This window comes from Sphingomonas sp. Leaf357 (assembly GCF_001423845.1).
Classification (GTDB): Bacteria; Pseudomonadota; Alphaproteobacteria; order Sphingomonadales; family Sphingomonadaceae; genus Sphingomonas.
On sequence record NZ_LMPM01000001.1, the window covers coordinates 1,113,392 to 1,137,216 of the forward strand.

Sequence of the window (23,825 nt, forward strand, 5' to 3'; positions counted from 1 at the left end):
CGTCACCGGCGGCATCCATCTCGTCGACGGCGGTGTCGCGCTGACCTGATCCGCCGCCTGTCGCCAGCCATCAAGCTTCTGTCGTGGCGGCCTTCGCCCACTCGTCATATCCCCGGGGACAAATGTGGAGAGGCGCGCCGAACCCAGGCGTGTGACCCCACAGCGGAGAGACATCACGTGACGATCGACACGCCCCGCCCGCTCGATTTCAATGCCGAGGACCTGCGCCGCAAATACGAGGCCGAACGCGACAAGCGCCTGCGGGCCGACGGCAACAACCAGTATATCGAGATGGGTGGCCGCTTCGCATCCTATCTCGACGATCCCTATACTGAACGGTTCGAACGCGATCCGCTCAAGGACGAAACGGAGATCATCCTGATCGGCGGTGGCTTCGGCGGTTTGCTCGCGGGGGCGCGGCTGCGCGAGGCGGGGTTCGAGGATATCCGCCTGATCGAGAAGGGCGGCGACTTCGGCGGCACCTGGTACTGGAACCGCTATCCGGGCGCGGCCTGCGACGTCGAATCCTATATCTATCTGCCGCTGCTCGAAGAAATGGGTTTCATGCCGCGCCGTAAATACACGCCGGCGGCGGAGATCCTCGATTATTGCCATCGCATCGCCGAGCGGTTCGACCTGTACCGCAACGTCTGCTTCCAGACGCAAGTGACCGAGCTTCGCTGGGACGAGCAAGCGCTACGCTGGATCGTGCGAACCAATCGCGGCGACGAGATGCGCGCGAAATATGTCGCTATGGCCAATGGACCGGCGCACAAGCCCAAGCTGCCCGGCATCCCCGGCATCGAGGAATTCAAGGGCCATTCCTTCCACACCACGCGCTGGGACTATGATTACACCGGCGGCGGCCCGGATGGCGGGCTCGACAAGCTCGGCGACGTGCGCGTCGGCGTGATCGGCACCGGCGCGACGGCAGTGCAATGCATCCCGCATCTGGGCGAGGCCGCCAAACAGCTTTACGTCTTTCAGCGCACGCCCTCCTCGATCGACGTACGCAACGACAAGCCGACCGATCCCGACTGGTGGAACGGCCTGAAGCCCGGCTGGCAGAAGGAGCGGATGGCGAACTTCACCACGATCGTGACGGGTGGTTATGCCGAGGTCGATCTGATCCAGGATGGCTGGACCGACGTCACGACCAAGTTCCTGCGCCTGACGAGCATCACAGGCAGCGACGGATCGGGCGCGCCGACCCAGGCCCCACCCGAGGCGGTCGAGCTGGCCGATTTCGCCAAGATGGAGGAGATCCGCAAACGCGTCGATACGATCGTCGCGGATCCCGGCACGGCAGAGGCGCTGAAGCCCTATTACCGGCAGTTCTGCAAACGGCCGTGTTTCCACGACCAGTATCTGCCGACATTCAATCGCGCCAACGTCTCGCTGGTCGATACCGGCGGCATGGGCGTGGAGCGGATCACTGAACGCGGCGTCGTGGTGGATGGCACGGAGTACGAGGTCGATTGCTTGGTCTTTGCCACTGGCTTCGAGCTGGGCACCAATTATATCAGCCGGTCGGGCTATGACGTCATCGGCGCAGGCGGGGTGAAGCTGTCGCAGAAATGGGCCAACGGCCTGTCCTCGCTGCACGGCATGCACGTCCACGGCTTCCCCAATCTCTTCGTCTTCATGCGCGATCAATCGGCCCATACGCCCAACTTCACGCATGCGCTGGACGAACAGGCCAAGCATCTCGCGCATCTTCTGCGCAGCGCGACCGACCGCGGCGCGACGCGGATCGAGGCGACATGGGAAGCCGAGAATGACTGGGTGCAGACGATCATCGATCACGCCCAGATCAACATCGACTTTCTAGCAAGCTGTACGCCCGGCTATATGAACGCCGAGGGACAGATCCGCGCCGAGGCCGCCAAACGCAACGGCGGCTATGGCGACGGCCCCGCCGCCTTTTTCACCCTGTTGGAGAATTGGCGGGCGGCTGGCGACATGGCCGGACTTGATGTGAAGTGATCCGCCGGTCCGGCACCGGCGATGTATATTCCGATGTGGCACGATCGCGCCAATGCGCGCGATGCGTCGTGATGTCGTCGCCAGCGATGCGCATGTCGCCAAACATCAAGACCCCGTACGACGAGGTTGATAGCGTCGGCGGACAGATACCGGACGCTGATGCGCATCTCTTGCGAGATCGGCCAACCGGACACGCAAATCGGGGAGGACCAATCGTGACCACAAGACCTTGCGCGCTTTTGATTGCCGCCATCATGGGCTGCGCCAGTCATGCTAGCATTGCTTCCGCCCAAGTGGAAAGCGCGGTCGCGCAGCCGGCCACCGCCGCGCCGGAAGGACAGTCGGCTGCGACCGCTGAGCCGCAAGATGCCCCTGAAATTATCGTCACGGCACAGAAGCGATCCGAACGTCTGATCGATGTGCCAATGTCGATCTCGGTCGTATCCGGCGAACAACTCGTCAAGTCAGGCATCGTCTCGACCGTAAATCTACAGCAGACCACGCCGGGTCTGGTCACCGTCAACAACGGCTTTGGCTTCCTGCCGCTGATCCGCGGGATCGCGTCGTCGGGCACTTCGCCGGGCGACGCCCTGAACGTTGCGATCTATCTTGACGATATTTCAGTCGGCGCGCCAATCGCCGGCTTCTTCGATCTCAGCGACATCGAGCGCATCGAGGTTCTGAAAGGGCCGCAGGGAACGCTGTTCGGTCGCAATGCGACTGGCGGCGCCATCCGTATCATCACGCGAACCCCGTCGTTCAATACCAGCGGCAATGTCAGTGCCGACTACGGTATCCATTTCAACGAACTCCGATTGAACGGCTATGTCACGACCGGGCTATCGGACACTCTCGCCGCTTCGCTTTCGGGTTCGGTACGCAAGGGTAGGGGATTCATCGGCGGCAGCGGTCCGAATGCGGGGCGGTATTACGGCGCACCGGACAATTATCTGGTCCGAGGGAAGCTCCTGTTCAGGCCATCAACGAGGTTCGAGGCCGTGCTTGCGCTCGATACGTTCAGCCAACAGAATGACAGCGTCTTCATTTCGGAAGTGAATAACGACGTTAATCCCTTCCCTTCGGTTCCTGGCGTAATTCCCAGCACCACCAACCGCTACGCCGGCAGCACGCAGCCAAAGGCTGACCTGCATGGCTGGGGCACGAGCCTCGACGCGCACTGGGAGGCGACGGACGATATCACGCTCCGCTCGCTGACTGGCTTCCGCCGCGTGCAAGTGGTTTCTCAGTCGGATACGGATCGCACGAGCTTGTCGGGCACGTACGTCTTCCCGACGACGCCCGCGACGAGCGTGACCAGTAGCTGGAATGCGCTCAACCAATATGAGAACGCGTTCAGCCAGGAGTTCAACCTTTCGGGCGGTAGCGCCACGTCGCCATTTACGTGGCTGTTGGGCGGTTATTATTTCCATGGCTCGGCCGGCAATCCGTATTTTCGCCAGGGTCTTGGCGACGCGCAAGGCTTCACCGGTCTTCCCTCGACGTCGGTAGCAGGCAGCCGGATCACATCGAATTTCACCAACAACGTGAAGACCGAAGCGATCGCGGCATTCGGCGAAATTACCTATAACGTCACGCCGGAACTGCACCTGACCGGCGGTCTGCGATATAACACTGAGCGTAAGGACTTCCATTATCAGCAATTGATCTTGGGCGGCGTCACGAACACCACGGTGTACGATCAGGCACGGCGCTGGAACAGCGCGACGTACCGTGCGGTCGCGCGCTACGATCTCGCGCCCAATGCGAACGTCTATGTGTCGGTCAGCAACGGCTTCAAATCCGGCGTGTTCAACGGATATTCGCCGACCAACCCCGCGGTAAATCCGGAAAAGATTCAGGCGTATGAAATCGGCGCGAAAGTCCGTGCTGCGGGAATCACCTTTACCGGTGCCGCCTACGCCTATGATTACAAGGACATCCAGCTCTCCTCATACGTAACCGTCAACGGCACGTTGACCGTCGCGTTGAGCAACGCGACCAAGGCCAAGATGCGCGGAGTCGAGTTCACGGCTGACGGGAACATCGGCGGCGGCTTCTCTTTCAATGCCGGTGTCAGTTACGAGCCCAAGTTGAATTACGGGCTCTACAACACCGCATTGGCCGTCACTCCGCTAACGGCTGCGGAAATCGCCGCCAACAACGCAAATCCTGCCACGGCCGGTATTAACAAGGCTTCCCGTACAAACTATAATGCGACGGGCAGTCAGATGGTACGCGCGCCCAAGGTGACCGCGAACGGCCGTATCAATTATGCGGGCGACGTGGGGGGCGGCAAACTGAATGCCAATGTCAACGGCTCCTATACGGGCAAATTCTTCTGGCAGCCGGGCAATCTTTCGCCTGAAAACCCGTATTTCCTTCTTAACGCAAGGCTTGCCTGGACCCAGCCCGACGAGCGCGTCACCTATTCAATTTTCGGCAATAATCTGACCAACAAACTCTATCACACCGATCTTGTCGCCAATACGCGCGGTGATGATTCCGTCAAATATGCGCCGCAGGCCGAATATGGCGTCGGCATAAGCGTAACCTTCTGATCGAGCGACAAGCGAATGCGCAGGCCTATGGCATTCCGGTGGTAACACGCTCGGGTCCGCTAACGGGCATCCGAATAGTCGATCTGACTGCGGTGGTGATGGGCCCTTATTGCACGCAGATCATGGCGGACATGGGCGCAGACGTGATCAAAGTGGAGCCCCCCGCAGGCGATGTGACTCGCTATATCTCGGACGGGCCGGAACACGGCATGAGCGGGGTGTTCGCCAACGCCAATCGCGGCAAGCGCAGCATCGTACTGGATCTCGCCGTTGAGGCGGACCGGGCGGTGCTGCGGGGCTTGATCGAGACGGCCGACGTCTTCATCCATTCGATGCGCGCCCGCGCAATCGCTCGGCTGGGTTTCGATTACGCCGCAGTGGCGCGGATCAATCCGCAAATCGTCTACACCAATTGTTACGGTTACGGGCGGCGCGGGCCTGACGCCGGCCGGCCCGCCTATGACGACACGATCCAGGCCGAATGCGGGCTGGCGTCGGTGCAGGAGATGCTCACCGGCACGCCTGGTTTCGTCGGCAGCATAGTCGCCGACAAGGTAACGGGCCTCACCGCGCTCTACGCGACGATGATGGCGCTGTTCCATCGTGAACGTAGCGGGGAGGGGCAGGAAGTGGAGGTCGGCATGTTCGAGACGATGGCCTCGTTCATGCTGGTCGAACATGCCAATGGTGCGCTGTTCGATCCACCGACAGGCCCGGCATTTTATCGCCGCCCGGTTGCGCGGGATCGACGGCCATACCGTACGCGCGACGGATATATCGCCGCGCTGATTTACAACGACAAGCATTGGAATGCGTTCGTCGGTGCGGTCCGCCCGGCCTGGGCCGCCGACCGCTGCTTCGCCACCGTGGGGGAACGCGCGCGCGTAATCGAACGCGTCTATGCTGGCGTCGCCGAGACGATGCTGGAGCGTACCACCGTTGAGTGGCTGGAGCTGTTCCACCGCCTGGAAATCCCCGCAGCCGCGATCCAGACGCCGGCGCAGTTGTTCGACAGCCCGCATCTGGACGCGGTCGGCTTTTTCGAAACGGTTGCCACGCAGCACGGCCCGGTGCGCTTTCCGGGCGTGCCGGTGTCGCTGTCGGTCACGCCGGGTCGGATACTCTCCGGCGCACCGATGCTGGGGGAACATAATGACACGATCCGCGCCGAACTGGCCACGCGCCGTACCGCCGTCGGAGAATAGACAGTGAATTTCGCCCTGACATCCGATCAGCAGAATATTCGCGATGCGGTCCTGAAGCATTGCGCGCAGTTCAGCGACGATGACTGGCTGGCGCTCGATAACGAGGCGCGCTTTCCCACCGAATTCCACCGCTCGATGGCCGATGCCGGCTGGCTCGGCATCGCCATGCCGGAGGCCGTGGGCGGCTCTGGCCTCGGCATCACCGAAGCCGCGATCATGATGCAGGCTGTGGCCGAAGCCGGCGGCGGGATGACCGCCGCATCGGCGATCCACGGCCCCGTTTTCAGCCTGGAGCCTGTCGCACTGTTCGGCACCGAAGCGCAGCAGCAGCGCATGATCCCGCCGATTCTGAGAGGCACCGACGTGATGTGCTTCGCCGTCACCGAGCCTAATGCCGGGCTCGATACGACCAAGCTGAAGACGCGCGCCGGACGTTGCGACGGTGGATACCGCGTGACCGGCGAAAAGATCTGGATTTCGGTCGCGCAGGTCGCCAATAAAATGATGCTGCTTGTGCGCACCACGCCGCTCGATCAGGTAAAGCGCAAGACCGACGGCCTGTCGCTATTCTTTACCGATCTCGATCGGACGAAGATCGACGTGCGGCTAATTCACAAGATGGGCCGCCATGCGGTCGATTCGAATATGCTGTTCATCGACGACCTGTTCGTGCCCGAAGAGGACCGAATCGGCGCGGAGGGCGACGGCTTCCGCATCATCCTGAAGGGGCTGAACCCGGAACGCATATTGCTCGGTGCGGAGGCGGTCGGGATCGGTCGTGCCGCGCTAGCCCGTGCGGCACGCTATGCCCGCGAACGCATCGTGTTCGATCGCCCGATCGGTATGAACCAGGGCATCCAGCATCCGCTCGCCAAATGCTGGGCACAACTGGAGGCGGCTAACCTAATGGTTTTGAAGGCTGCGACGCTTTTCGATCGCGGCGACGAATGTGGGCTAGAGGCGAATGCCGGCAAGTATCTTGCCGCCGAGGCCGCGTTCGAAGCGTGCCATACAGCGATGCTGACGCTTGGGGGCATGGGCTATGCCCAAGAATATCATGTCGAGCGGCTGATGCGCGAAGTGCTGATCCCACGCACCGCGCCGGTCAGCCCGCACATGATCCTGAACTTCATCGCCGAAAAGGCGCTTGGCCTGCCGAAATCCTATTGATGCGGACATGACGACGCCCCCGCCACACTCTCCACCCCGATCTTGGCTCTTCGCGCCGGGCGACAGCGCGCGCAAAATGGACAAGGCCGTTAACGGACCGGCCGACGCCGTGATATTCGATCTCGAAGACGCCGTTGCGGCAGACAATAAGCCCGATGCGCGTCGCATGGTGCGAGATTTTCTGGCCCGCGACGGCCTTGCTCGCGATCGCCTCTGGGTACGGATCAATCCGTTGGACGGCGATCATGCGCTCGATGATCTCGCCGCGATCATGCCTGGCCGGCCCGGCGGTATCATGGTGCCAAAGGTAAGCGGTCTCGCCGATGTCGAACTGCTCGACCATTATCTCACCGCATTCGAGGCAGCGGGCGACGCGCCGCGCGGGTGCACCCGGGTAATTGCGCTGGTGACGGAGGTGGCTGAGGCGATGTTCACCACTGGCAGCTATCGCGGCGCACCCCGCCTGGTCGCGCTCACTTGGGGTGCAGAGGATCTGGCGGATTCGATCGGCGCAAGCGACAATCGCGACGGGCAGGGCGGCTATTCCTTCACCTACGAGTTGGCGCGCAGCCTCTGCTTGCTAGGCGCGGCGGCTGCCGGCGTCGCGGCGATCGAGACGATTCATGGCGACTTCCGCGATCTGGACGGCCTGCGCGCGCGCGCCGAGAAGGTCCGACGCGACGGCTATCGCGGCATGCTGGCGATCCACCCGGCGCAGGTCGACGTGATCAATGCCGCCTTCACGCCCGGCGCCGGGGAAATCGCCGCCGCCCGCGAGATCGTCGCTCTGTTCGCCGCGCATCCGGGGGTGGGCGCGATCGGCTATAACGGTGCGATGCTCGATCGCCCGCATCTGGCGCGGGCGCAGGCGCTGCTCGCCCGGGCGGGCGGATGACGGTGGATCTTGCCCGCTACCTGCGCCCGGGCGACCGGATCGTCATAGGCCAGGCGTGCGGCGAGCCGACCAGTCTGGTCGAGGCGCTGATCGATCAGGGGGCGGCGATCGGCAATCTCTCCGCCTTCATCGCGACGAGCTTTTCCGGCCTGTTCACCCCTGCGGCGACGGGCAGTTTCGCGCTTGGCAGCATGGGGGCGATCGGCGCGCTGCGTAGCGTCGCCAAGGCCAATCGCCTCGGTATCATCCCCTGTCACGTCAGCCAGATCGCGCCGATGATCGCCGATGGCCGGATCGGCTGCGACGTGGCGTTGGTGCAGGTCAGCCTGGCGGATGCAGGCGGCAATCACAGCTTCGGGCTGATCAACGATCATGTCGGGGCGGCGGTCGCCAAGGCGCGCATCGTGATCGCGGAAGTCAATGATCGCGTTCCGTTCACCAATGGCCCGATGCTGTCCGCGGCGCGCATCACCCTCGCGGTGCCCACGTCGCGTGCCCCGGTCGAAGTCGTTCCCGCCGCGATCGGCGCGGTTGACGCTGCCATTGCCGCGCATACCGCAGCCTTTATCGGCGATGGCGCGGTGCTTCAGACCGGGATCGGCGCGGTGCCCGATGCGATCCTGCGCCTGCTCAGCGACCGCCGCGATCTTGGCGTGCATTCGGGCATGATGGGCGACGGCTTGGTCGAATTGGTCGAGGCGGGGGTGGTTACCAACACGCGTAAGACCATCGATCCGGGTGTCTCGATCACCGGCGCGCTGATCGGCACGCGACGGCTTTATGATTTTGCGCACCGCAATACCGCGGTTCGAATGTGCGGCACGGACTACACGCACGATCCGTCGGTGCTGGCGCGGCTCGACCGGCTGGTGACGATCAATTCCGCGCTGGAAGTCGATCTTACCGGACAGGTCAATGCCGAACAGAGCGGCGATTCCTATCTCGGCGGCACCGGCGGGCAGGTCGATTTCGTCCGCGCCGGCGCCCGCTCACCCGGCGGCCATTCGATCATCGCTCTGCCGGCGACCGCGCGTGGCGGCACGGTCAGCCGCATTGTCACGCATCTTACCGGCCCGGTCACCACCGCGCGCAGCGATGTCGACGTGATCGTCACCGAGTATGGTGCCGCGGAACTGAAGGGGCGGACGCTGGCCGATCGCGCCCGTCGCCTCGTCGCCATCGCGCATCCAGACTTTCGCGCGGGTCTAGATCGGGTCGCGCACGACATCGCACGCAGAGGGTTCTGATGGACGATGCCATTCTGTTTGATGCGCGCCCCGACGGCATCGCCATCATCACACTCAACCGGCCTGCGGCACGCAATGCTCTCTCGCGGGAGATCCGAGAAGGGCTGTTTGTCGCCTGGGATCGTTTCGAGCGCGATCCCGATCTTCGTATCGCCATCCTCACCGGCGCCGGCGACCGCGCCTTCTGCGCCGGTGGCGATCTAAAGGAGATGACCGACACCGCGATGGCGGTGCCGCCGCGCAATATGTTTCCGCTGCCTGGCGACACGATCGAGCTGACCAAGCCGACCATCGCGGCGGTGAATGGTTTAGCCTTTGCCGGGGGCTGGATGATTGCGCAGGCCTGCGATCTGTGCGTCGCCAGCACAAACGCGCGCTTCGCCATCACTGAGGTCAAGGTCGGGCGCAGTTCCCCCTGGGCTGCACCGCTGATCCACATGATTCCGCAGCGGATCATGATGGAGATCGTGCTGACCGGCAGGCCGATCGATGCCAGACGAGCCTATGAGATCGGGCTGGTCAATCGCCTCGCCGAGCCAGAAACTCTGCTCGACATCGCACTGGCTTTGGCACGCGAGGTCCTGGAAGGCGCGCCGCTCTCCGTTCGCGTCGGGCGCGAGATGGTGATGCTGGCTACGGAGATGGGGCGCGCCGCTGCGCTTACGGCCGCGCGCCATGCCGCCGAAGTGCTGTATCGCAGCGATGATGCTCAGGAGGGACCCCGCGCCTTCGCCGAGAAGCGCACCCCGCGCTGGACCGGATCGTGACGTGGACTGCACATCACGCGACAAAGATATGCCTCCGTGCGTCTCGCGGCTCGTCGCGATTGACTCGCCTGGCCGGCAGGACAAGCCTCGGATCAAATACCCGACCGGGAGAGAGAAGATGAAAGTGAACATGGGCATTTCGGTGCAGAACTCCCAGGATTGGGAACGCATCGCTAACGAAAATTGGAGCGTCCCGCCGGAAAGCCCGGATTGGAAAAGCGTCGAGGCGGCGCTAGCCATCGCCGATCTCGCCGAGCCGCTCGGCTATGACGGGATCTGGGCGCCCGAGCATTTTGGTACGCCCTACGGGATGTGCCCCAATCCTCTGCAGACGCTGACCTATTTTGCCGGCCGAACCGAACGCGTGACGTTCGGCACGATGGTGTGTGTCGCGCCGTGGTGGAACCCGGTGCGGCTGGCACATCAGATAGCCTACCTCGATATCGTTTCCAAAGGTCGCTACACCACGATCGGCATGGGGCGTGGCGTCGCCAAGTCCGAGTTCGAGGCGTTGGGCGTGCCGCGGGAGGAAAGCCGCGAACGCTTCAACGAGACGCTCGACATCATCAAGCTTGCGCTCACCACTGAGCGCTTCTCCTACGATGGCGAGATCTTCAAGATCCCGGAAATGTCGCTCCGCCCGCAACCGTTCAGTGCAGACCTGAGCGAGCGCGTCTTCGGATCAGCCGCTACGCCGGAGTCGCTCGAAATCCTCTCGCGACGCGGCATTGTGCCGCTATTTGTGGGCAATAAGCCGATCGAGGCGGCAGGCGAGGAAGTGAAGCAGGTCAACCGTTTCCGCGCCGAGGAGGGTTTCACTCCGTGCCAGCCGAAGAACGTGATGTTCATGTATTGCAGTCCCGATGCGAGCGACGTCGCGCGCACTGACGAATGGATGTGGACGGCCAATCGCGACGTCACGCTGCACTACAAGTTCGCCGATCCGTCCAATTTCGTCGGTGTGAAGGGTTATGAATCCTATGCGGCACGGGCCGGCGCGGCAACGGCGATCCTCGCCTCCGCTGTCACCGGCGACCAGCCTGCAGAGAGGCCCAAAATGCCGGGCTATCACCCCTCCAATTTGCTGATCGGTAATCCCGACCAAGTGATCGAACGCATCATCGCGGCACAAAAGGCGTGCGGCTTCTCCGAACTTACGCTCGTCCCGAACTTCGGCACCATGCCGTATGAGGATGCGATCAAGAGCGTTCGCCTGTTCGCTGAGGAAGTACTGCCCGTAATTCACAAGCTGGACGCTTCCCTCAGCCTGGAATTGCGCGGGCCGGATGCCGTGGCTGCCTGATCCGTTCGGCTTGGCACAAAAATTGGGCGCAGTTTCGCCAAAGTGCGCCCCTTTCTAGTTAAAGCACGGGACTTGTCGCCAGCGTCCCGATCCGGCGGCTGTTGCGCGGCATCGAAAGCATGATCGCCGCGCCTCCTGCAAGCAGGAGCGCCGCGATCATCACTACATAGGTTGAGGCATAGCTCCCCGACATGTCGAAAAGCTTGCCCGCCAGCGGCGCCGAGCCGAACATGAATGGGATCTTGGTGAAATAGCTGTAACCGATCACGCGGCTGAACGATGCTGCGCCATAGCGTTCGTTGATGCAAGCACTGTGCAGGGTAATTGCTGGGCCCATCGCCGCACCAAGCAGCACGGACACGAGGATCATAGGTCCGGGTGACGTCACCAGCGAGAAGAGGAACCAAGTGGCTGCGGCCTGCAGCAGGACCAGGACGAGCGCATGGAACGGTCCGATCCGGTCGATCAGCCAGCCGTAGAGCAACGCCCCGAAAAGCGCCCCGATCCCCGCACCTGACAGCATAGTGGAAGCGAGCGTTGGGCTGATGCCGTTAGCAGCCGCCATCGCAGGGCCGTGCGCGGTGAAGGCGGTGCCGGCGGCGGAAACGATGCCGATCGCCAAGCTGATAAGCCAGAAAGCCGGATCGGTGAAGATCGCGCGGTTGCCGAGCAGCGGTTGGACGGCAACGGCAACAACCGGTTGCTCGGCGTCGCGGCGCGGTTGCTGACCGACATCCTCTGGAAATTCGATCGCAAAACGCATCACTGGAATCATCGCCGCGAACAAACCGGCGAGACACAGGAACAGCAACTGCCGCCCGCCCTGCGATACTAGCCATGCGGCGAGTGGGGCGGCGGCGATGCCGAACACCTGCACCAGCCCGAACCCCAGCGCCTTTCCGCGATCCCGTTCGAACCAGCGGCTGATCAGCGTCGGCGCCGAGATGATTGCCATCAGGCAACAGCCCGCGCCGATCATCACCGCAAACAACAACAGGACCTGTGGTAGTGTGGTGGCGAAGGCGAGCAATGCGAAGCCGAGCGCGTGACAGGCGGATCCCGTCATCATCAGCGTGCGGAGCTTGAAGCGCTGGGTCAGATTTCCGACGAACGGCGCCATCACCCCCATCGCCAGCAGCAGGACGCCAAACGGCAGTGAGGCGGCGGCACGCGACAAGCCCAGTTCGCGTTGCAACACCGGCAAGGCCGGCCCGAACGCGTTGATCACCACCGTCAATCCGAGATTGTAGGTCAGGAAGGCGAGGCCCACCATGCGCCAGCCATAGAAAGGCACTTGGGCAGGGGGCGTGGGCATATCGATCTCCCTTTGGGCGGGGTCGGACACGTCTGCACGCATGCGCACGAACCTGTTTCGTGTGGCCGGCATCCCCTCTTGTCCCCGATCGTACTGTTGAAGTGACGGCGATTAAAGCGCCGCAATGTGAGGACGGCAGACAGCAGCCGACATAAACAGGACATTCCAGGTCAGCGCGCCGGACGCCGGTAGACCAAGAAAGTTCGCCACCATAAGCCATCGCGGCACGTGCACATCACACGAATGGGAGGAGCGCGGAATGGCCGACGCGGCACCTGCGGAATTTGATCTGCGCTATTGGCAATGGGGCACCGCCGATCCCGCACCCCGCCTGCTCCACGCGATGATCCGGGTACGCGACATGGAGGCTTCGCTGCGTTTTTACGTCGAAGGTTTCGGTATGACGGTATTCGATCGCTTCGATGTACCCGTCCGCCGTGTCTCCGGCGCGTATATAGGGTATGGTGGGTTCGATCGTGGCGGGCTGCTAGAACTGACGCACAAATGGGACGACTCGGACATCATCCCCGGCACAACCCATTTCGCGATCGGCGTGCCTAATATGGTCGTGGCGATCGCGGCGCTTGAAGCCGCCGGCGCGAAGATTACCATGGCACCGACGATATTGGTGGTGGGCGGCCCTGCCGTCGCATTCATCACGGATCCGGACGGCTATCCGGTCGAGCTGATTCAGACGAATTCAATGGCTTAGTCACTAACATCGTGAAACTAAACAGCGAGTGCGTGTACCTCTGGCGGGCGGTGGATCAGGAGGGCGAAATCCTCGAGAGTGACAGCTCCAAGACTCGCAATAAGGATGCGGCGCTTGGCTTCGTGAAGAAGGCGCTGAACCGTCACCGCACACCGGAGGCGATCACTAAAGACGGTCTGCGCTCCCATCGTCAGCCATGAAAGAGCTTGGTTATAGCGAGAAGCAGGAGGTCGGACGCTGAGCTAATAACCGAGTTGAGAACAGCCATCGGCCATTCCGACGACGAGAGCGCGCAATACTCTGGTTCAGGCGAATGAAGACGCAACAGAAGTTAGCCGACGTACATGCCAACGTTCACAATCACTTCTATCTCGTTGACCGCCAGATCTATATGGAACGCCGCTCAGCCGCAATGGCTGAGTGGAGCATCGTCGCAAGCTAGGCGGTTGCCCTCAAAGAACGAACTGCATCGTGCGGAGAGCGGTTCGCATTAGACTGACAGCGTCACGCTGGCCATTCCGGCAATGCCCATCTTGTCATTCTCCTTCGAGCAAGCGCTCGTTCTTGCTTGGGCGGATCTCTCGGAGTACCGCAGCTTCGAGTTACCGCACGGTAGCAAGGCCGCGAGGACGACCATTGGATTCTCGCGGGAACGAGATATCCGGGTCGGTCGGCACCGGATGGAAAGGTCGGTATGGCGAAGGCGACAGTGAAATCGGGTGCTTCGCCCTGGGCAGGCCGCGATCGATCGAGCGAGCGCGAGGCCAAGCGCGAGGCGGTGCTGCATGCTGCCGCGCAGGCGTTCGGACGGAACGGCTATTACCGCACGTCGCTGGATGACATTGCCGAGCAGTTGGGGATCACCAAGCCCACCTTGTATTATTACGCGAAGAACAAGGAGGACCTGATCGTCGCGGTGATGGAGCGCGCGTTGCAGCAGATGCTCGTCGATTTGCCGTTCGATCCGCATTCCAGCGCCTATGAACAATTGCGCGTTTTCTTGCGCAACTATGCCGAAATCTCGGCGACCGATTTCGGAATGTGCCTTACGCAGCTCAGCAGCGCGGATCTGAGCGACAGCGTCGGTAGGGGCGTGAGGGACGGCAAGGCGACGATCGATCGGCGCATTCGCGACCTGCTGAGCCAAGGTATCGCGGATGGATCGATTGCGCATTGCGACGTGAAGCTAACCGCGTTCATGATCGCCGGGGCGATCAACGGAATCGGGCGCTGGTATCGCGCGGGAGAGGGGCTGGATACGGCGTCGATCGCCGAGATTTACGTCAATCAGTTGGGCGCGGGGCTTCGGCCGCGCTGATGTCGGTGGCAATGTTCAATTGGGTGCTGCGTCTCTCTTCATACGAAAAACCTAGGCAAGATGTACGGCGTTTCGCGGAAACGCCGCACCTCAACGACGCGAATTTCGATAAAATAAGAAATATTGCTACTCGCCGGTAACATGGCTACCCAGATGATTCCCGAGCGGCGATTCGATCGCTGGCATGTCGGGCGAGGGGGCGGTCGTGGTGAATTATGTCAGTGCGATCAGGGCGGCAGCCGAGAAAAATCTCGATGCGTCCGCCTCGATCTTCGACGGTGGCGAGCGATCGTGGCGCGAAACGCTCGATCGCGCGGCGCGGATCGCCGGCGGGTTACTGGCGCTTGGGCTGGAGCCGGGCGATCGGGTGGCGATCCTGTCGGCCAACAGTGCCGAATACATGGTCTTGTATCTCGCCGTGCCCTGGGCAGGAGGCGTGCTGGCGCCGCTCAATTACCGCTGGAGCGTGGCCGAGAACGCCTTCGCGCTCGACGATTGCAGCCCGCGCGTACTGTTCCTCAGCGACGATTTCGCCGCGGCCAATGTCGACATGCTGGCGGAACGCGCCGATCGCCTGACCGTGGTGGCGTTGGGCAAGGGGCGACCGGAATGGACCCCGCTCGACGCATTGCTGGCAAGCGCACCGGCCGAGCAAGTGCCGCGCGACGGCAACGACATTTTGACGATCTATTATACCGGCGGCACGACCGGGCGGTCGAAGGGCGTGATGATCAGCCATGCTGGGCTGGTCGGCAATTGCCAGGCGATGCGCGACGAGGGTCTTTGCCCGGATGGCACGCGGATGTTGATCGTCGCGCCGCTGTTTCATCTTGCAGCCGGGGCGGCGCTGTCGATGACCATGCTCGCCGGCGGGACGGCGGTGATCGCCGCGGCATTCGACCCCGTCGGGACACTCGACCTGATTGCCGAGGAGCGGGTGATCGATGCGCTGCTCGTTCCGACGATGATCCAGCTGCTGATCGACGCGCCGGGCTTCGCGGCCGGGAAGCTCACGTCGCTGCAGCGGATCCTGTACGGCGCGTCGCAGATGCCAGAGGCGGTGATCGACCGGATCATCGCCGCCGCGCCGCATGTCGATTTCTACCAGGCGTATGGCATGACCGAAACCTCGTGCACCGCGACCCTCCTGCGGCCCGAGCATCATCGTGGCGAGCACCGCGCGGCTGGGCGGCATCGTGGTGCGGGGCTGCCGCTCGGCACTACCGAGATCGCCATTTCGAACGACGAGGGCGCGCACATGCCGACGGGGGCGGTGGGCGAGATCATCGTGCGCGGGCCCGGCGTCATGCTGGGCTATTGGAACCAGCCCGCAATGACCGCGGCTGCGGTCCGCGACGGCTGGATGCACACCGGCGATGGCGGGCGGATCGACGACAGCGGGGTGTTGTACGTCGTCGACCGGATCAAGGACATGATCGTTTCGGGCGGCGAGAATATCTATTCCGCGGAGGTCGAAAGCGCGATCGGACTGCATCCGGCGGTGGCGCAGGTTGCGGTCATCGGCGTGCCCGATGCTCGCTGGGGCGAGCGGGTGCATGCGGTGATCGTGCTCCGGTCCGGCGATATGGTCGGCGACGACATGATCGTCGCGCACTGCCGCACATTGATCGCCGGGTACAAGGTTCCGCGCAGCATCGAATTCCGGGACGCGCTGCCGCTGTCGGCGGCGGGCAAGGTGCTGAAAGCCGATCTGCGCGCACCCCATTGGCAAGGACGAACACGCAATGTCGCCTGACGCGAGCCTCCGATCTCCGTGGATCGACGACGAACTGGCGATGCTCGGCGATCAGGTCGCGCGCTTTCTCGCGCGTGAAATGGTGCCCGAGGCGGAACGGTGGGACTGCGCAGGGCTGGTCGATCGCGCCGCCTGGATCAAGGCGGGCGAAGCGGGAATCCTGTGCGCCAGCGTGCCGGTGGAATATGGCGGCGGCGGTGGCACGCGCGCGCACGAAGCCGTGATCATCCAAGAGATCGCGCGTGCGGGACTGGGCGGCGGTTTCGGCGTGGGTAATACGATCAGCTCGGGCATCGTCGCGCATTACATCCTGGCCTATGGGGCCGAAGACCAGAAGCGGCGTTGGCTGCCGGACATGGCGACCGGTACGCGCATTGGGGCGATCGCAATGACGGAACCGGGGGCGGGGTCCGATTTGCAGAACATCCGCACCCGCGCCGTGCCGGCCCAGGGCGGTTGGCTGCTGAGCGGGCAGAAGACGTTCATCTCGAACGGACAGAATGCCGATCTGGTCGTCGTCGCGGCGCGTACCGGGGATGCCGGTGCCAAGGGCATCTCGCTATTGGTCGTGGAAACCGAACAAGCGGAGGGTTTCCGTCGCGGGCGCAATCTCGACAAGCTCGGCATGCATGCGCAGGACACGTCGGAACTCTTCTTCGACGACGTGTTAGTGTCCGGGGACAATGTGCTCGGCCCGCTGGGTGCCGGCTTTCCGCAACTGATGAATCAGCTGGCATGGGAACGGATGATCATCGGGCTGGACTCGGTGGTCAATATGGAGCGCGCGGTCGCGTTGACCACGTCCTATGCGCGGGAGCGGAACGCTTTCGGCAAGGCCCTGATCGAGTTCCAGAACACGCAGTTCGTGCTCGCCGAATGCGCGACGCAGGCCACCGTCGCTCGGGCGATGATCGATACGATGATGACGCGGCTCCTGGCCGACGATCTCGATCCGGTCACCGCCGCGAAAGTGAAGCTGTGGACGACCGACACGCAGTTCAAGGTGATCGACGCGTGCCAGCAACTGTTCGGCGGTTATGGCTATATGACCGAATATCCGATCGCACGTTTGTTCGCCGATGCCCGGGTGAGCCGCGTCTATGGCGGCGCCAACGAAATCATGAAGCTGATCATCGCGCGCGCTCTGTGAGGGCGCGCGGTACGACAGGAGGTTCAAAATGACCAAGGTACGCGTCGCCGGCGTCGGCATGATCCCGTTCACCAAGCCGGGGCAGAGCGAGGATTGGGACGTGATGGCGGAAAAGGCCGTCCGGCAGGCGCTGGCCGACGCCGGCGTGACCTACGCTCAGGTGCAGCAGGCCTATGTCGGTTATGTCTATGCCGATTCCACCGCCGGCCAGTCGTCGCTGTACCGCGTCGGCGTGACCGGGATACCGATCGTCAACGTGAACAACAATTGCTCGACCGGATCGACCGCTCTGTATCTCGCGCGGCAGATGGTGGCGAGCGGGGCGGCGGACTGCATACTCGCATTGGGGTTCGAACAGATGCTGCCGGGCGCGCTCGGCATGGTGTTTGCCGATCGCAAGCGCACGCTCGACATGGCGCTGGTGCGGCAGGACGAGTTGCAGGAGAAGGATGATCATTCGCCGTTCGCCGCGCAGCAATTCGGCGGTGCCGGGCTCGATCACCAGGCGCGCTACGGTACCAGCGACGAGGCGTTCGGACTGATCAGCGTCAAGGCGCGCCGTCACGCGGCGAACAATCCGTTGGCGCTGTTCCGCACGCCCATCACGCTGGACGAGGTGATGGCGTCGAAGCATCTCTACGGCCCGATCACGCGCTTCCAGGCGTGCCCGCCGACCTGCGGTGCGGCGGCGGCGGTGCTGGTGTCGCCAGCGTTCGCGGCGAAGCACGGGCTCGCCGCATCGGTCGAGATCGTCGCGCAGGCGCTGACCACCGACGTGCCGGGTACGTTCGAAGGGCGCGGCATGATGAGCGTCGTCGGCTACGACATGGCGAAGGAAGCCGCGCGGCAGGTCTACGAGGCGGCGGGCGTCGGGCCGGACGACGTGCAGGCGGTCGAGCTGCACGACTGCTTCACGCCGAACGAGCTGATTTCCTACGAGGCGCTGGACCTGTGTGGGGAAGGGCGGGCCGAGGCCTATATCCGCGACGCGCAGAACACGTATGGCGGCAAGCATGTGACCAACCCGTCTGGCGGCTTGCTGTCGAAAGGGCATCCGCTGGGGGCGACGGGGCTCGCGCAATGTTACGAACTGACGCACCAGTTGAGGGGGACGGCGGGGGCGCGACAGGTCGAGGGGATCCGCTACGGCTTGCAGCACAATGTCGGGCTTGGCGGTGCGTGCGTTGTCACCTTGTATGGGCGGGCGTAATGGCGATCGATCGCGAGCGCCATGTCGGCACGATCTCTGAACCTCGCGTCGTGCAGGTCGAGGCGGGCTTCCTGAAATTCTTCGCAAAAGCGACCGGAGAAACCGATCCGGTCTATTTCGACGAGGCGGCGGCGCTTGCTGCGGGCCATCCAGGCTTGCCGATGCCGCCGACCTATCTCTTCTCGCTTGCGCTCTCCGCGCCCTCGAGCCGTGGCGACGTGTTCGATATCGAGAATGGCATCGGGGTAGAACTGGCCAAGGTGCTGCATGGCGAACAGAGCTTTACGTATCACAAGCCGATCCATGCCGGCGACCGGCTGACGCTGACCACCACGACCAGCGACATCTATACCAAGAAGGGCGGCACGCTGGAATTCATCGTGCAGGATACCGAAGCGGTGAACGATGCCGGTGAGACATGCGCCGAGATGCGCATGGTGACGGTGGTGCGGCATGGTTGAGGGGCAGGACTTGCCCGAGCTCGTCCGAGGCCCGATCACGCGCGCGACGCTCGCCTTGTTTGCGGGCGCGAGCCACGATCACGTGCCGTTCCACATCGACAGCGACGTGGCGAAGGGCTTCGGCATGGACGACGTGTTCGCGCACGGGATGCTGTCGATGGCCTATCTCGCTCAGGCCCTGAAAAGCTGGGTGCCGCAGGAACGGCTGGAAACGTGGAACGCGCGTTTCACCGCGATCACGCCGTTGGGCGCGGTGGTGCAGTGCCGGGGGATCGTCGACGAGATCTACGAGCAAGACGGCGAACGCCGTGCGCGGATCAGGATCGGCGCGTGGACGGACACAGGCGTGCAAACGCTCGACGGCGAAGCCGTCGTGACACTCGAAGGAACGGCACTTGGGTAATCTCACGGGCAAGGTCGCGATCATCTCAGGATCGGGCCGCGGCATCGGACGCGCGATCGCGCTCAAGCTGGCATCGGAAGGGGCGTCGATCGTCGTCAACGATCTAGACGAAGATCCCGCCAAAGAGACGGTGGCAACGATCGAAGCGGCGGGGGGCAAGGCGGTCGCGTGCGTCGGCAACGTTACCGCCGAGGACTTCGGCGAGCGCTTCGTGAAGACCGCGATCGATACTTTCGACGGGCTGGACATCATCATCAACAATGCCGGCTACACGCGTGACGGTGTGATCCAGAAGCAGACCGACGAACAGTTCCAGGCGATGATCGACGTGCATGTCACCGCGCCGTTCCGCATCCTGCGCGCTGCGGCCGAGCCGATCCGACTGATGGCCAAGCAAGAAGCGGCCGAAGGTCGCGAGGTGATCCGCAAGGTCGTCAACATCTCCTCGATGGCAGGCACGAACGGCAATCCGGGACAGGTGAACTATTCGTCCGCCAAGGCGGCTTTGGTCGGCATGACCAAGACGATGTCGAAGGAATGGGGCCGGTTCAAGGTGTGCGTGAATTGCGTTGCCTTCGGCTTCATCGAAACCCGGCTGACCAAGGCGAACGATGACCCCGAGACGCGGATCGAGATCGAGGGGAGGACGATCCAGACCGGTGTACCGGCGCAAGCACTCGATACGTTCAAGTCCATGATCCCGCTTGGCCGCGCCGGGACCGCGGAGGAAGCGGCGGGCAGCGTGTACCTTCTGTGCCAGCCGGAGAGCGATTACATCAGCGGGCAGGTGCTGCTCGTGGGCGGCGGGATCAGCTTCTGACACACGGCTCCGCGCGATGGCATGGCAGCGGTGCGTTCCCGTCGATTTGACCGACAGCAAAGGAAAGACCCTCACGCGCCCGGTTTCGCGGCATTGGACGCTCGGAAACATGCCGATATAAGGTGCGGATACCGACGGAGAGTGAGATGCAGCGTACCGCAATCTTCCTGGCCAGCATCATATTCGGGGGCGCCACGGCTGCTCAAGTGGTCGAGCCGGTCGCCCCAGTGCCGAGATTTGGCCCGGGCGCTCATGTGAACGCGCCGACGCCGGCTGGATCCTCTCCGGACGCTCGGCGAGCACGGCTCGGCCGCCCCGGGCCGCGTGGTACGATGATGCCGTCGGGGCAGGTGGGCCCGGCGTGCATGACGCCGCTGTGGAAGGCCGGCTTCCGCACCAACCATGTCCAGTGTCCGCGATATTTGCCGACCCGGCCCGGTGCGACGCAGCAATGCACCGCGAGCGATCCGGCGGGGAGGGTGCGCAGCTTGACCGTGACGTTCCTCGACTGGGACGCGTCGACCGGTCGTGGCGCGATCGATTGTCGATTGAACCGACGCTGATCACGTCTCCGGTTGTGTCCAGACGATGGAGAGTGACATGATGGCCTTACGGTATGCGATCGTTTCGGGGATTTTGCTCGCTACACTCGTTCCGGCATCGGCCGCCGATCGACGCGAGGCCAGATCGCCCGATGGTCGTCTTAGGGCATGGGTCAAACCGGTCGAAGGCCCGGCGGGCGCGAGCGGCGAACCAGCGACCGCGCTCTGGTTGACCGACACGGTAACGGGCGTCAGCCGGCAAGTGTTTCGTGGGAGCGGTTCCGCGGATCCGAAGCGCAACCGCGCAAGTCTGGCGAATCCGGACTTTTCTCTCGATGGCGGCTATGTCTATGTCGAGGCCGACGCCTATGTGACCTCGCCGGCGATCCATCAGATAGACGTTCGGACCGGAACTGCGCGGTATGTCACCGACGGTGGCCTGTACGGCGTGTTGCGCAACGGGTCGTGGCGCGGATATCTCGTGGTCCAGCAACATCGCTATCGCCGCGACGGCGCGGGTTCCTATGACCCCTATGTCGTGGTCCGACCCGATGGCAGTCAGGTCGCCGTTGTGCCCGGCACCACCGGGCTGGATCCCGATCGTCCGCTGGCGACATGGCTGCGCGCGAAGGGATGGACCGCGTCATAGCGTCGATCGCAAAGGCCGCATCGGCCCCCCGTCGCGCTTGACGTGAGCCACAGCAGGATCGTTCGATGGTAAATTCTGGGCATAATCGGTGGCACGCGGCGATCGGGGTGGCGGCGGCCGCACTGTTTGCCGCATCGCTGGTGCTGCCGGTTGCGACCGCACGGCAAACCCAGGGCCTCACCACGATCATGGGCTACGAGCTATTGTACATGGGTCCATTCGGCATGCTCGATGGACAATTCGGATGGCTTGCGACGCCGTGTTTGATATTCGCGATCGTGACCGCGCTCTCGAGGCGAAGTTCCTCCGGTCCGCGAGTAAAGGCCTTCGTCCTGATCATCATGCTCCTGGCACTGGCGGACGCAGTCGCGTGGCATGATTATCCGAATGATGGCGGCCCCGGACCGCTTATCGCGCACGGCAACGGGTTCTTCGCGTGGACGGCCGCGGTCGTGCTCGGCGCGCTCGGCCTGATCGTTGCCATACGTGAAGCAGGACCGCTTCGAGGTGGACGGTGAACCTTTGTCTGTCCGACTGCGTATCGGAAAACCACGCGACCGATCGGCGCTCCGCACGGCTCGCGACGAGCGCGATGCTCGTATATCGGCCGCCAAGGAAACCCGGCGGCCCCGTGGCACGAGCACTCCGACAGAACGAAGCACGCGCCGATCGGTCGCGGCACCGGCTTCCGCATCATCGTACCGCTGATCGGACCAATGCAACCGTTCACGCGCCCGATCTTGCTGGATTTAATGCGATTTAAGACCTCGCAGATGGAGATACATCATGTTGTTGCCGCTCGTCCTCGCGTTGATCGCGCCAGTCTCGACGCCAGCGGAGTTGGCCAAACCGAGAAATCGGGCCGAAGCGACCGCCGTTATCCGCGATCTGCGCCGCATCGTTACGCCGAACGGCATCGAGCGCGCGGAACGGGTGCGCATCGGCGGCATCGACCAATACGTAAATATCCGCGGAACCGACCGGCGAAATCCGGTTCTCCTCATCCTGCACGGGGGCCCCGGCTTTCCCGAAACCCCCCTCGCATGGTGGAACACTAGAACGCTGGAAGAATATTTCACGATCGTGGAATGGGACCAACGAGGATCCGGCAAGACCTACCTCATGAACGATCCCGATGCTGTTGCGGCGACTATGAAGCCGGAACGCTTCGTTTCGGATGCCGAAGAATTGGTGGGTTGGCTGCGCAAGGATCTGCACAAGCAGAAGGTATTCGTTCTCGGCCATTCTTGGGGCAGCTATGTCGGGTTGGAGCTCGCTCGTCGACGTCCCGAATGGCTTCATGCCTATATCGGTACCGGTCAAGCGACCAACTCGCCGGAGAGCGAAAGGCGCGGCTTCGCGGCCACACTCGCGGCGGCCAAGGCTGCGCGGAACGAGACGGCGATAACGGAACTCGAGACGATCATCCCGTATGCCTCGCCGGGTGCGGTGATCCCGCTCAAGGATATCGCCTTGGAAAGGAAATGGTCTGACTTTTTCGGTGGCGCAATGGCGTTCCGCAACGGACAGAGCGACGGGATCGCGGCACGCTTGTCGCCGGATTATACCGACGAAGAGGCCATGCGGGTCTATGACGGCAACGATTTCTCTCAAAAGTATTTGTTCAGCTCTATCGTAAGTCTGAACCTCAGCACGCTCACCGAACTCAAATGCCCTCTGATCCTGTTCGAGGGGCGCTACGATCGCACGGTCAATTCGGCACTCGCCCACGAATGGTTCGAACGCGTTCGCGCGCCGAGCAAACAATTCGTTTGGTTCGAAAACTCGGCGCATGAGGTCATGAGCGAAGAGCCTGGCAAGGTTTTGGTCTCCCTCCTCCGGTACGCCCGCCCGATCGCGGAACGCGCGGGCGACGGTCCGCCGAGCTAGCGTCCACTATCGGATCGGTGATAGTCTGAGCCGGTAATTGGGGGATGCGATGTTCGGTATAGTGTTTTTGGCTCTTCAGGCTGCGCCTGCGAGTTTCGATGCCGTGGTCGCTGCGCCGAACAGTCATCGCGTTCTTCTGGAAGACGAACAGATCCGCGTCTTGCGGGTTGAGGTGCCGCCCGGCGTGACCGAACCCGTTCACGATCACCGCTGGCCGAGTGTGATGTATTTCGAACGGCCTCAGCCGATCACCTACATCACCTACACGCTGATCGACGGAAAGCCGGTCGAAACGGAGCGCTTCGATGCGCCTGCCTTCACGACGTCTCAGACCGTGAGAGGCGAGCCTGAAGGGTTGCATGCCGTCACGAACCGTGGACAGGCGCCGTTCGTCGCGATCCGGATCGAGTTCAAGAGCGGTCCCGTGTCCAAGATCAAATAGCGCAGTTCCGTTTCGCGGGATGCCTG

22 protein-coding genes are annotated in these 23,825 nt (G+C 63.0%); 21 read left to right on the forward strand and 1 reads right to left on the reverse strand.

The window, feature by feature from the left end:
* Window positions 1-177: 177 nt before the first annotated feature.
* The 8 genes from ASG11_RS05245 (at window position 178) to ASG11_RS05280 (ending at window position 11,131) form a co-directional block, all read left to right on the forward strand.
* A complete protein-coding gene (locus ASG11_RS05245; RefSeq protein ID WP_055776055.1) occupies window positions 178-1,986 on the forward strand; it encodes a flavin-containing monooxygenase in 1,809 nt (602 codons plus the stop codon).
* Between the two features lie 215 nt (window positions 1,987-2,201).
* A complete protein-coding gene (locus ASG11_RS05250; RefSeq protein WP_168371702.1) occupies window positions 2,202-4,544 on the forward strand; it encodes a TonB-dependent receptor in 2,343 nt (780 codons plus the stop codon).
* Between the two features lie 38 nt (window positions 4,545-4,582).
* On the forward strand, window positions 4,583-5,749 hold the full coding sequence (locus ASG11_RS05255) for a CaiB/BaiF CoA transferase family protein (RefSeq protein WP_082472604.1): 1,167 nt from the start codon (window positions 4,583-4,585) through the stop codon (window positions 5,747-5,749).
* A gap of 3 nt (window positions 5,750-5,752) precedes the next feature.
* Window positions 5,753-6,919, forward strand: coding sequence for an acyl-CoA dehydrogenase family protein (locus ASG11_RS05260; protein ID WP_055776064.1), 1,167 nt, complete (start codon window positions 5,753-5,755; stop codon window positions 6,917-6,919).
* A 7-nt stretch (window positions 6,920-6,926) separates the two neighbouring features.
* Window positions 6,927-7,814, forward strand: a complete 888-nt coding sequence (locus ASG11_RS05265; RefSeq protein ID WP_055776067.1) for an HpcH/HpaI aldolase/citrate lyase family protein — start codon at window positions 6,927-6,929, stop codon at window positions 7,812-7,814.
* Window positions 7,811-9,061 carry an acetyl-CoA hydrolase/transferase family protein gene (locus tag ASG11_RS05270; RefSeq protein WP_055776071.1) on the forward strand — a complete coding sequence of 417 codons (1,251 nt, stop codon included), beginning with the start codon at window positions 7,811-7,813 and terminating at the stop codon, window positions 9,059-9,061. The genes ASG11_RS05265 and ASG11_RS05270 overlap by 4 nt, the downstream gene beginning before the upstream one ends.
* A complete protein-coding gene (locus ASG11_RS05275) occupies window positions 9,061-9,828 on the forward strand; it encodes an enoyl-CoA hydratase/isomerase family protein (protein ID WP_055776073.1) in 768 nt (255 codons plus the stop codon). The genes ASG11_RS05270 and ASG11_RS05275 overlap by 1 nt, the downstream gene beginning before the upstream one ends.
* Window positions 9,737-11,131, forward strand: a complete 1,395-nt coding sequence (locus ASG11_RS05280; RefSeq protein ID WP_201781280.1) for an LLM class flavin-dependent oxidoreductase — start codon at window positions 9,737-9,739, stop codon at window positions 11,129-11,131. The genes ASG11_RS05275 and ASG11_RS05280 overlap by 92 nt, the downstream gene beginning before the upstream one ends.
* Before the next feature lie 58 nt (window positions 11,132-11,189).
* On the opposite strand, the gene ASG11_RS05285 is transcribed toward ASG11_RS05280, so the two are convergent.
* Complete coding sequence (locus ASG11_RS05285; protein WP_236697392.1) at window positions 11,190-12,476, reverse strand: MFS transporter; 1,287 nt, start codon at window positions 12,474-12,476, stop codon at window positions 11,190-11,192.
* Between the two features lie 229 nt (window positions 12,477-12,705).
* Here ASG11_RS05285 and ASG11_RS05290 point away from each other — a divergent pair, with 229 nt between their 5' ends.
* The 13 genes from ASG11_RS05290 to ASG11_RS05350 all read left to right on the forward strand — a co-directional run bounded on the left by ASG11_RS05290 (window position 12,706) and on the right by ASG11_RS05350 (window position 23,799).
* Window positions 12,706-13,158 carry a VOC family protein gene (locus tag ASG11_RS05290; RefSeq protein ID WP_082472606.1) on the forward strand — a complete coding sequence of 151 codons (453 nt, stop codon included), beginning with the start codon at window positions 12,706-12,708 and terminating at the stop codon, window positions 13,156-13,158.
* 32 nt (window positions 13,159-13,190) lie between these two features.
* A complete protein-coding gene (locus tag ASG11_RS18985; RefSeq protein WP_168371704.1) occupies window positions 13,191-13,358 on the forward strand; it encodes a DDE-type integrase/transposase/recombinase in 168 nt (55 codons plus the stop codon).
* Window positions 13,359-13,852: 494 nt separating this feature from the next.
* Window positions 13,853-14,476 carry a TetR/AcrR family transcriptional regulator gene (locus tag ASG11_RS05295; protein WP_055776083.1) on the forward strand — a complete coding sequence of 208 codons (624 nt, stop codon included), beginning with the start codon at window positions 13,853-13,855 and terminating at the stop codon, window positions 14,474-14,476.
* A 184-nt stretch (window positions 14,477-14,660) separates the two neighbouring features.
* Entirely contained in the window at window positions 14,661-16,232 is a 1,572-nt protein-coding gene (locus ASG11_RS05300; protein WP_055776086.1) for an AMP-binding protein, read from the forward strand.
* Entirely contained in the window at window positions 16,222-17,382 is a 1,161-nt protein-coding gene (locus ASG11_RS05305; protein ID WP_055776089.1) for an acyl-CoA dehydrogenase family protein, read from the forward strand. The genes ASG11_RS05300 and ASG11_RS05305 overlap by 11 nt, the downstream gene beginning before the upstream one ends.
* Before the next feature lie 28 nt (window positions 17,383-17,410).
* A complete protein-coding gene (locus ASG11_RS05310) occupies window positions 17,411-18,592 on the forward strand; it encodes a lipid-transfer protein (RefSeq protein ID WP_055776092.1) in 1,182 nt (393 codons plus the stop codon).
* Window positions 18,592-19,053: a MaoC family dehydratase N-terminal domain-containing protein gene (locus ASG11_RS05315; protein WP_055776095.1), complete on the forward strand. Its 462-nt coding sequence runs from the start codon at window positions 18,592-18,594 to the stop codon at window positions 19,051-19,053. The genes ASG11_RS05310 and ASG11_RS05315 overlap by 1 nt, the downstream gene beginning before the upstream one ends.
* Before the next feature lie 10 nt (window positions 19,054-19,063).
* Window positions 19,064-19,456, forward strand: coding sequence for a MaoC/PaaZ C-terminal domain-containing protein (locus ASG11_RS05320; protein ID WP_201781281.1), 393 nt, complete (start codon window positions 19,064-19,066; stop codon window positions 19,454-19,456).
* Window positions 19,449-20,276: an SDR family NAD(P)-dependent oxidoreductase gene (locus ASG11_RS05325; RefSeq protein ID WP_055776102.1), complete on the forward strand. Its 828-nt coding sequence runs from the start codon at window positions 19,449-19,451 to the stop codon at window positions 20,274-20,276. Before ASG11_RS05320 ends, ASG11_RS05325 begins: the two co-directional genes overlap by 8 nt.
* Window positions 20,277-20,876: 600 nt before the next feature.
* On the forward strand, window positions 20,877-21,467 hold the full coding sequence (locus ASG11_RS05335) for a hypothetical protein (RefSeq protein WP_055776107.1): 591 nt from the start codon (window positions 20,877-20,879) through the stop codon (window positions 21,465-21,467).
* 107 nt (window positions 21,468-21,574) lie between these two features.
* Entirely contained in the window at window positions 21,575-21,985 is a 411-nt protein-coding gene (locus tag ASG11_RS05340) for a hypothetical protein (RefSeq protein ID WP_055776110.1), read from the forward strand.
* Window positions 21,986-22,253: 268 nt separating this feature from the next.
* Window positions 22,254-23,357, forward strand: coding sequence for an alpha/beta fold hydrolase (locus tag ASG11_RS05345; RefSeq protein WP_055776112.1), 1,104 nt, complete (start codon window positions 22,254-22,256; stop codon window positions 23,355-23,357).
* 49 nt (window positions 23,358-23,406) lie between these two features.
* Window positions 23,407-23,799 (forward strand): hypothetical protein, encoded by a 393-nt coding sequence (locus ASG11_RS05350; RefSeq protein WP_055776116.1) that lies wholly within the window; start codon window positions 23,407-23,409, stop codon window positions 23,797-23,799.
* The last annotated feature ends 26 nt before the right edge of the window (window positions 23,800-23,825 follow it).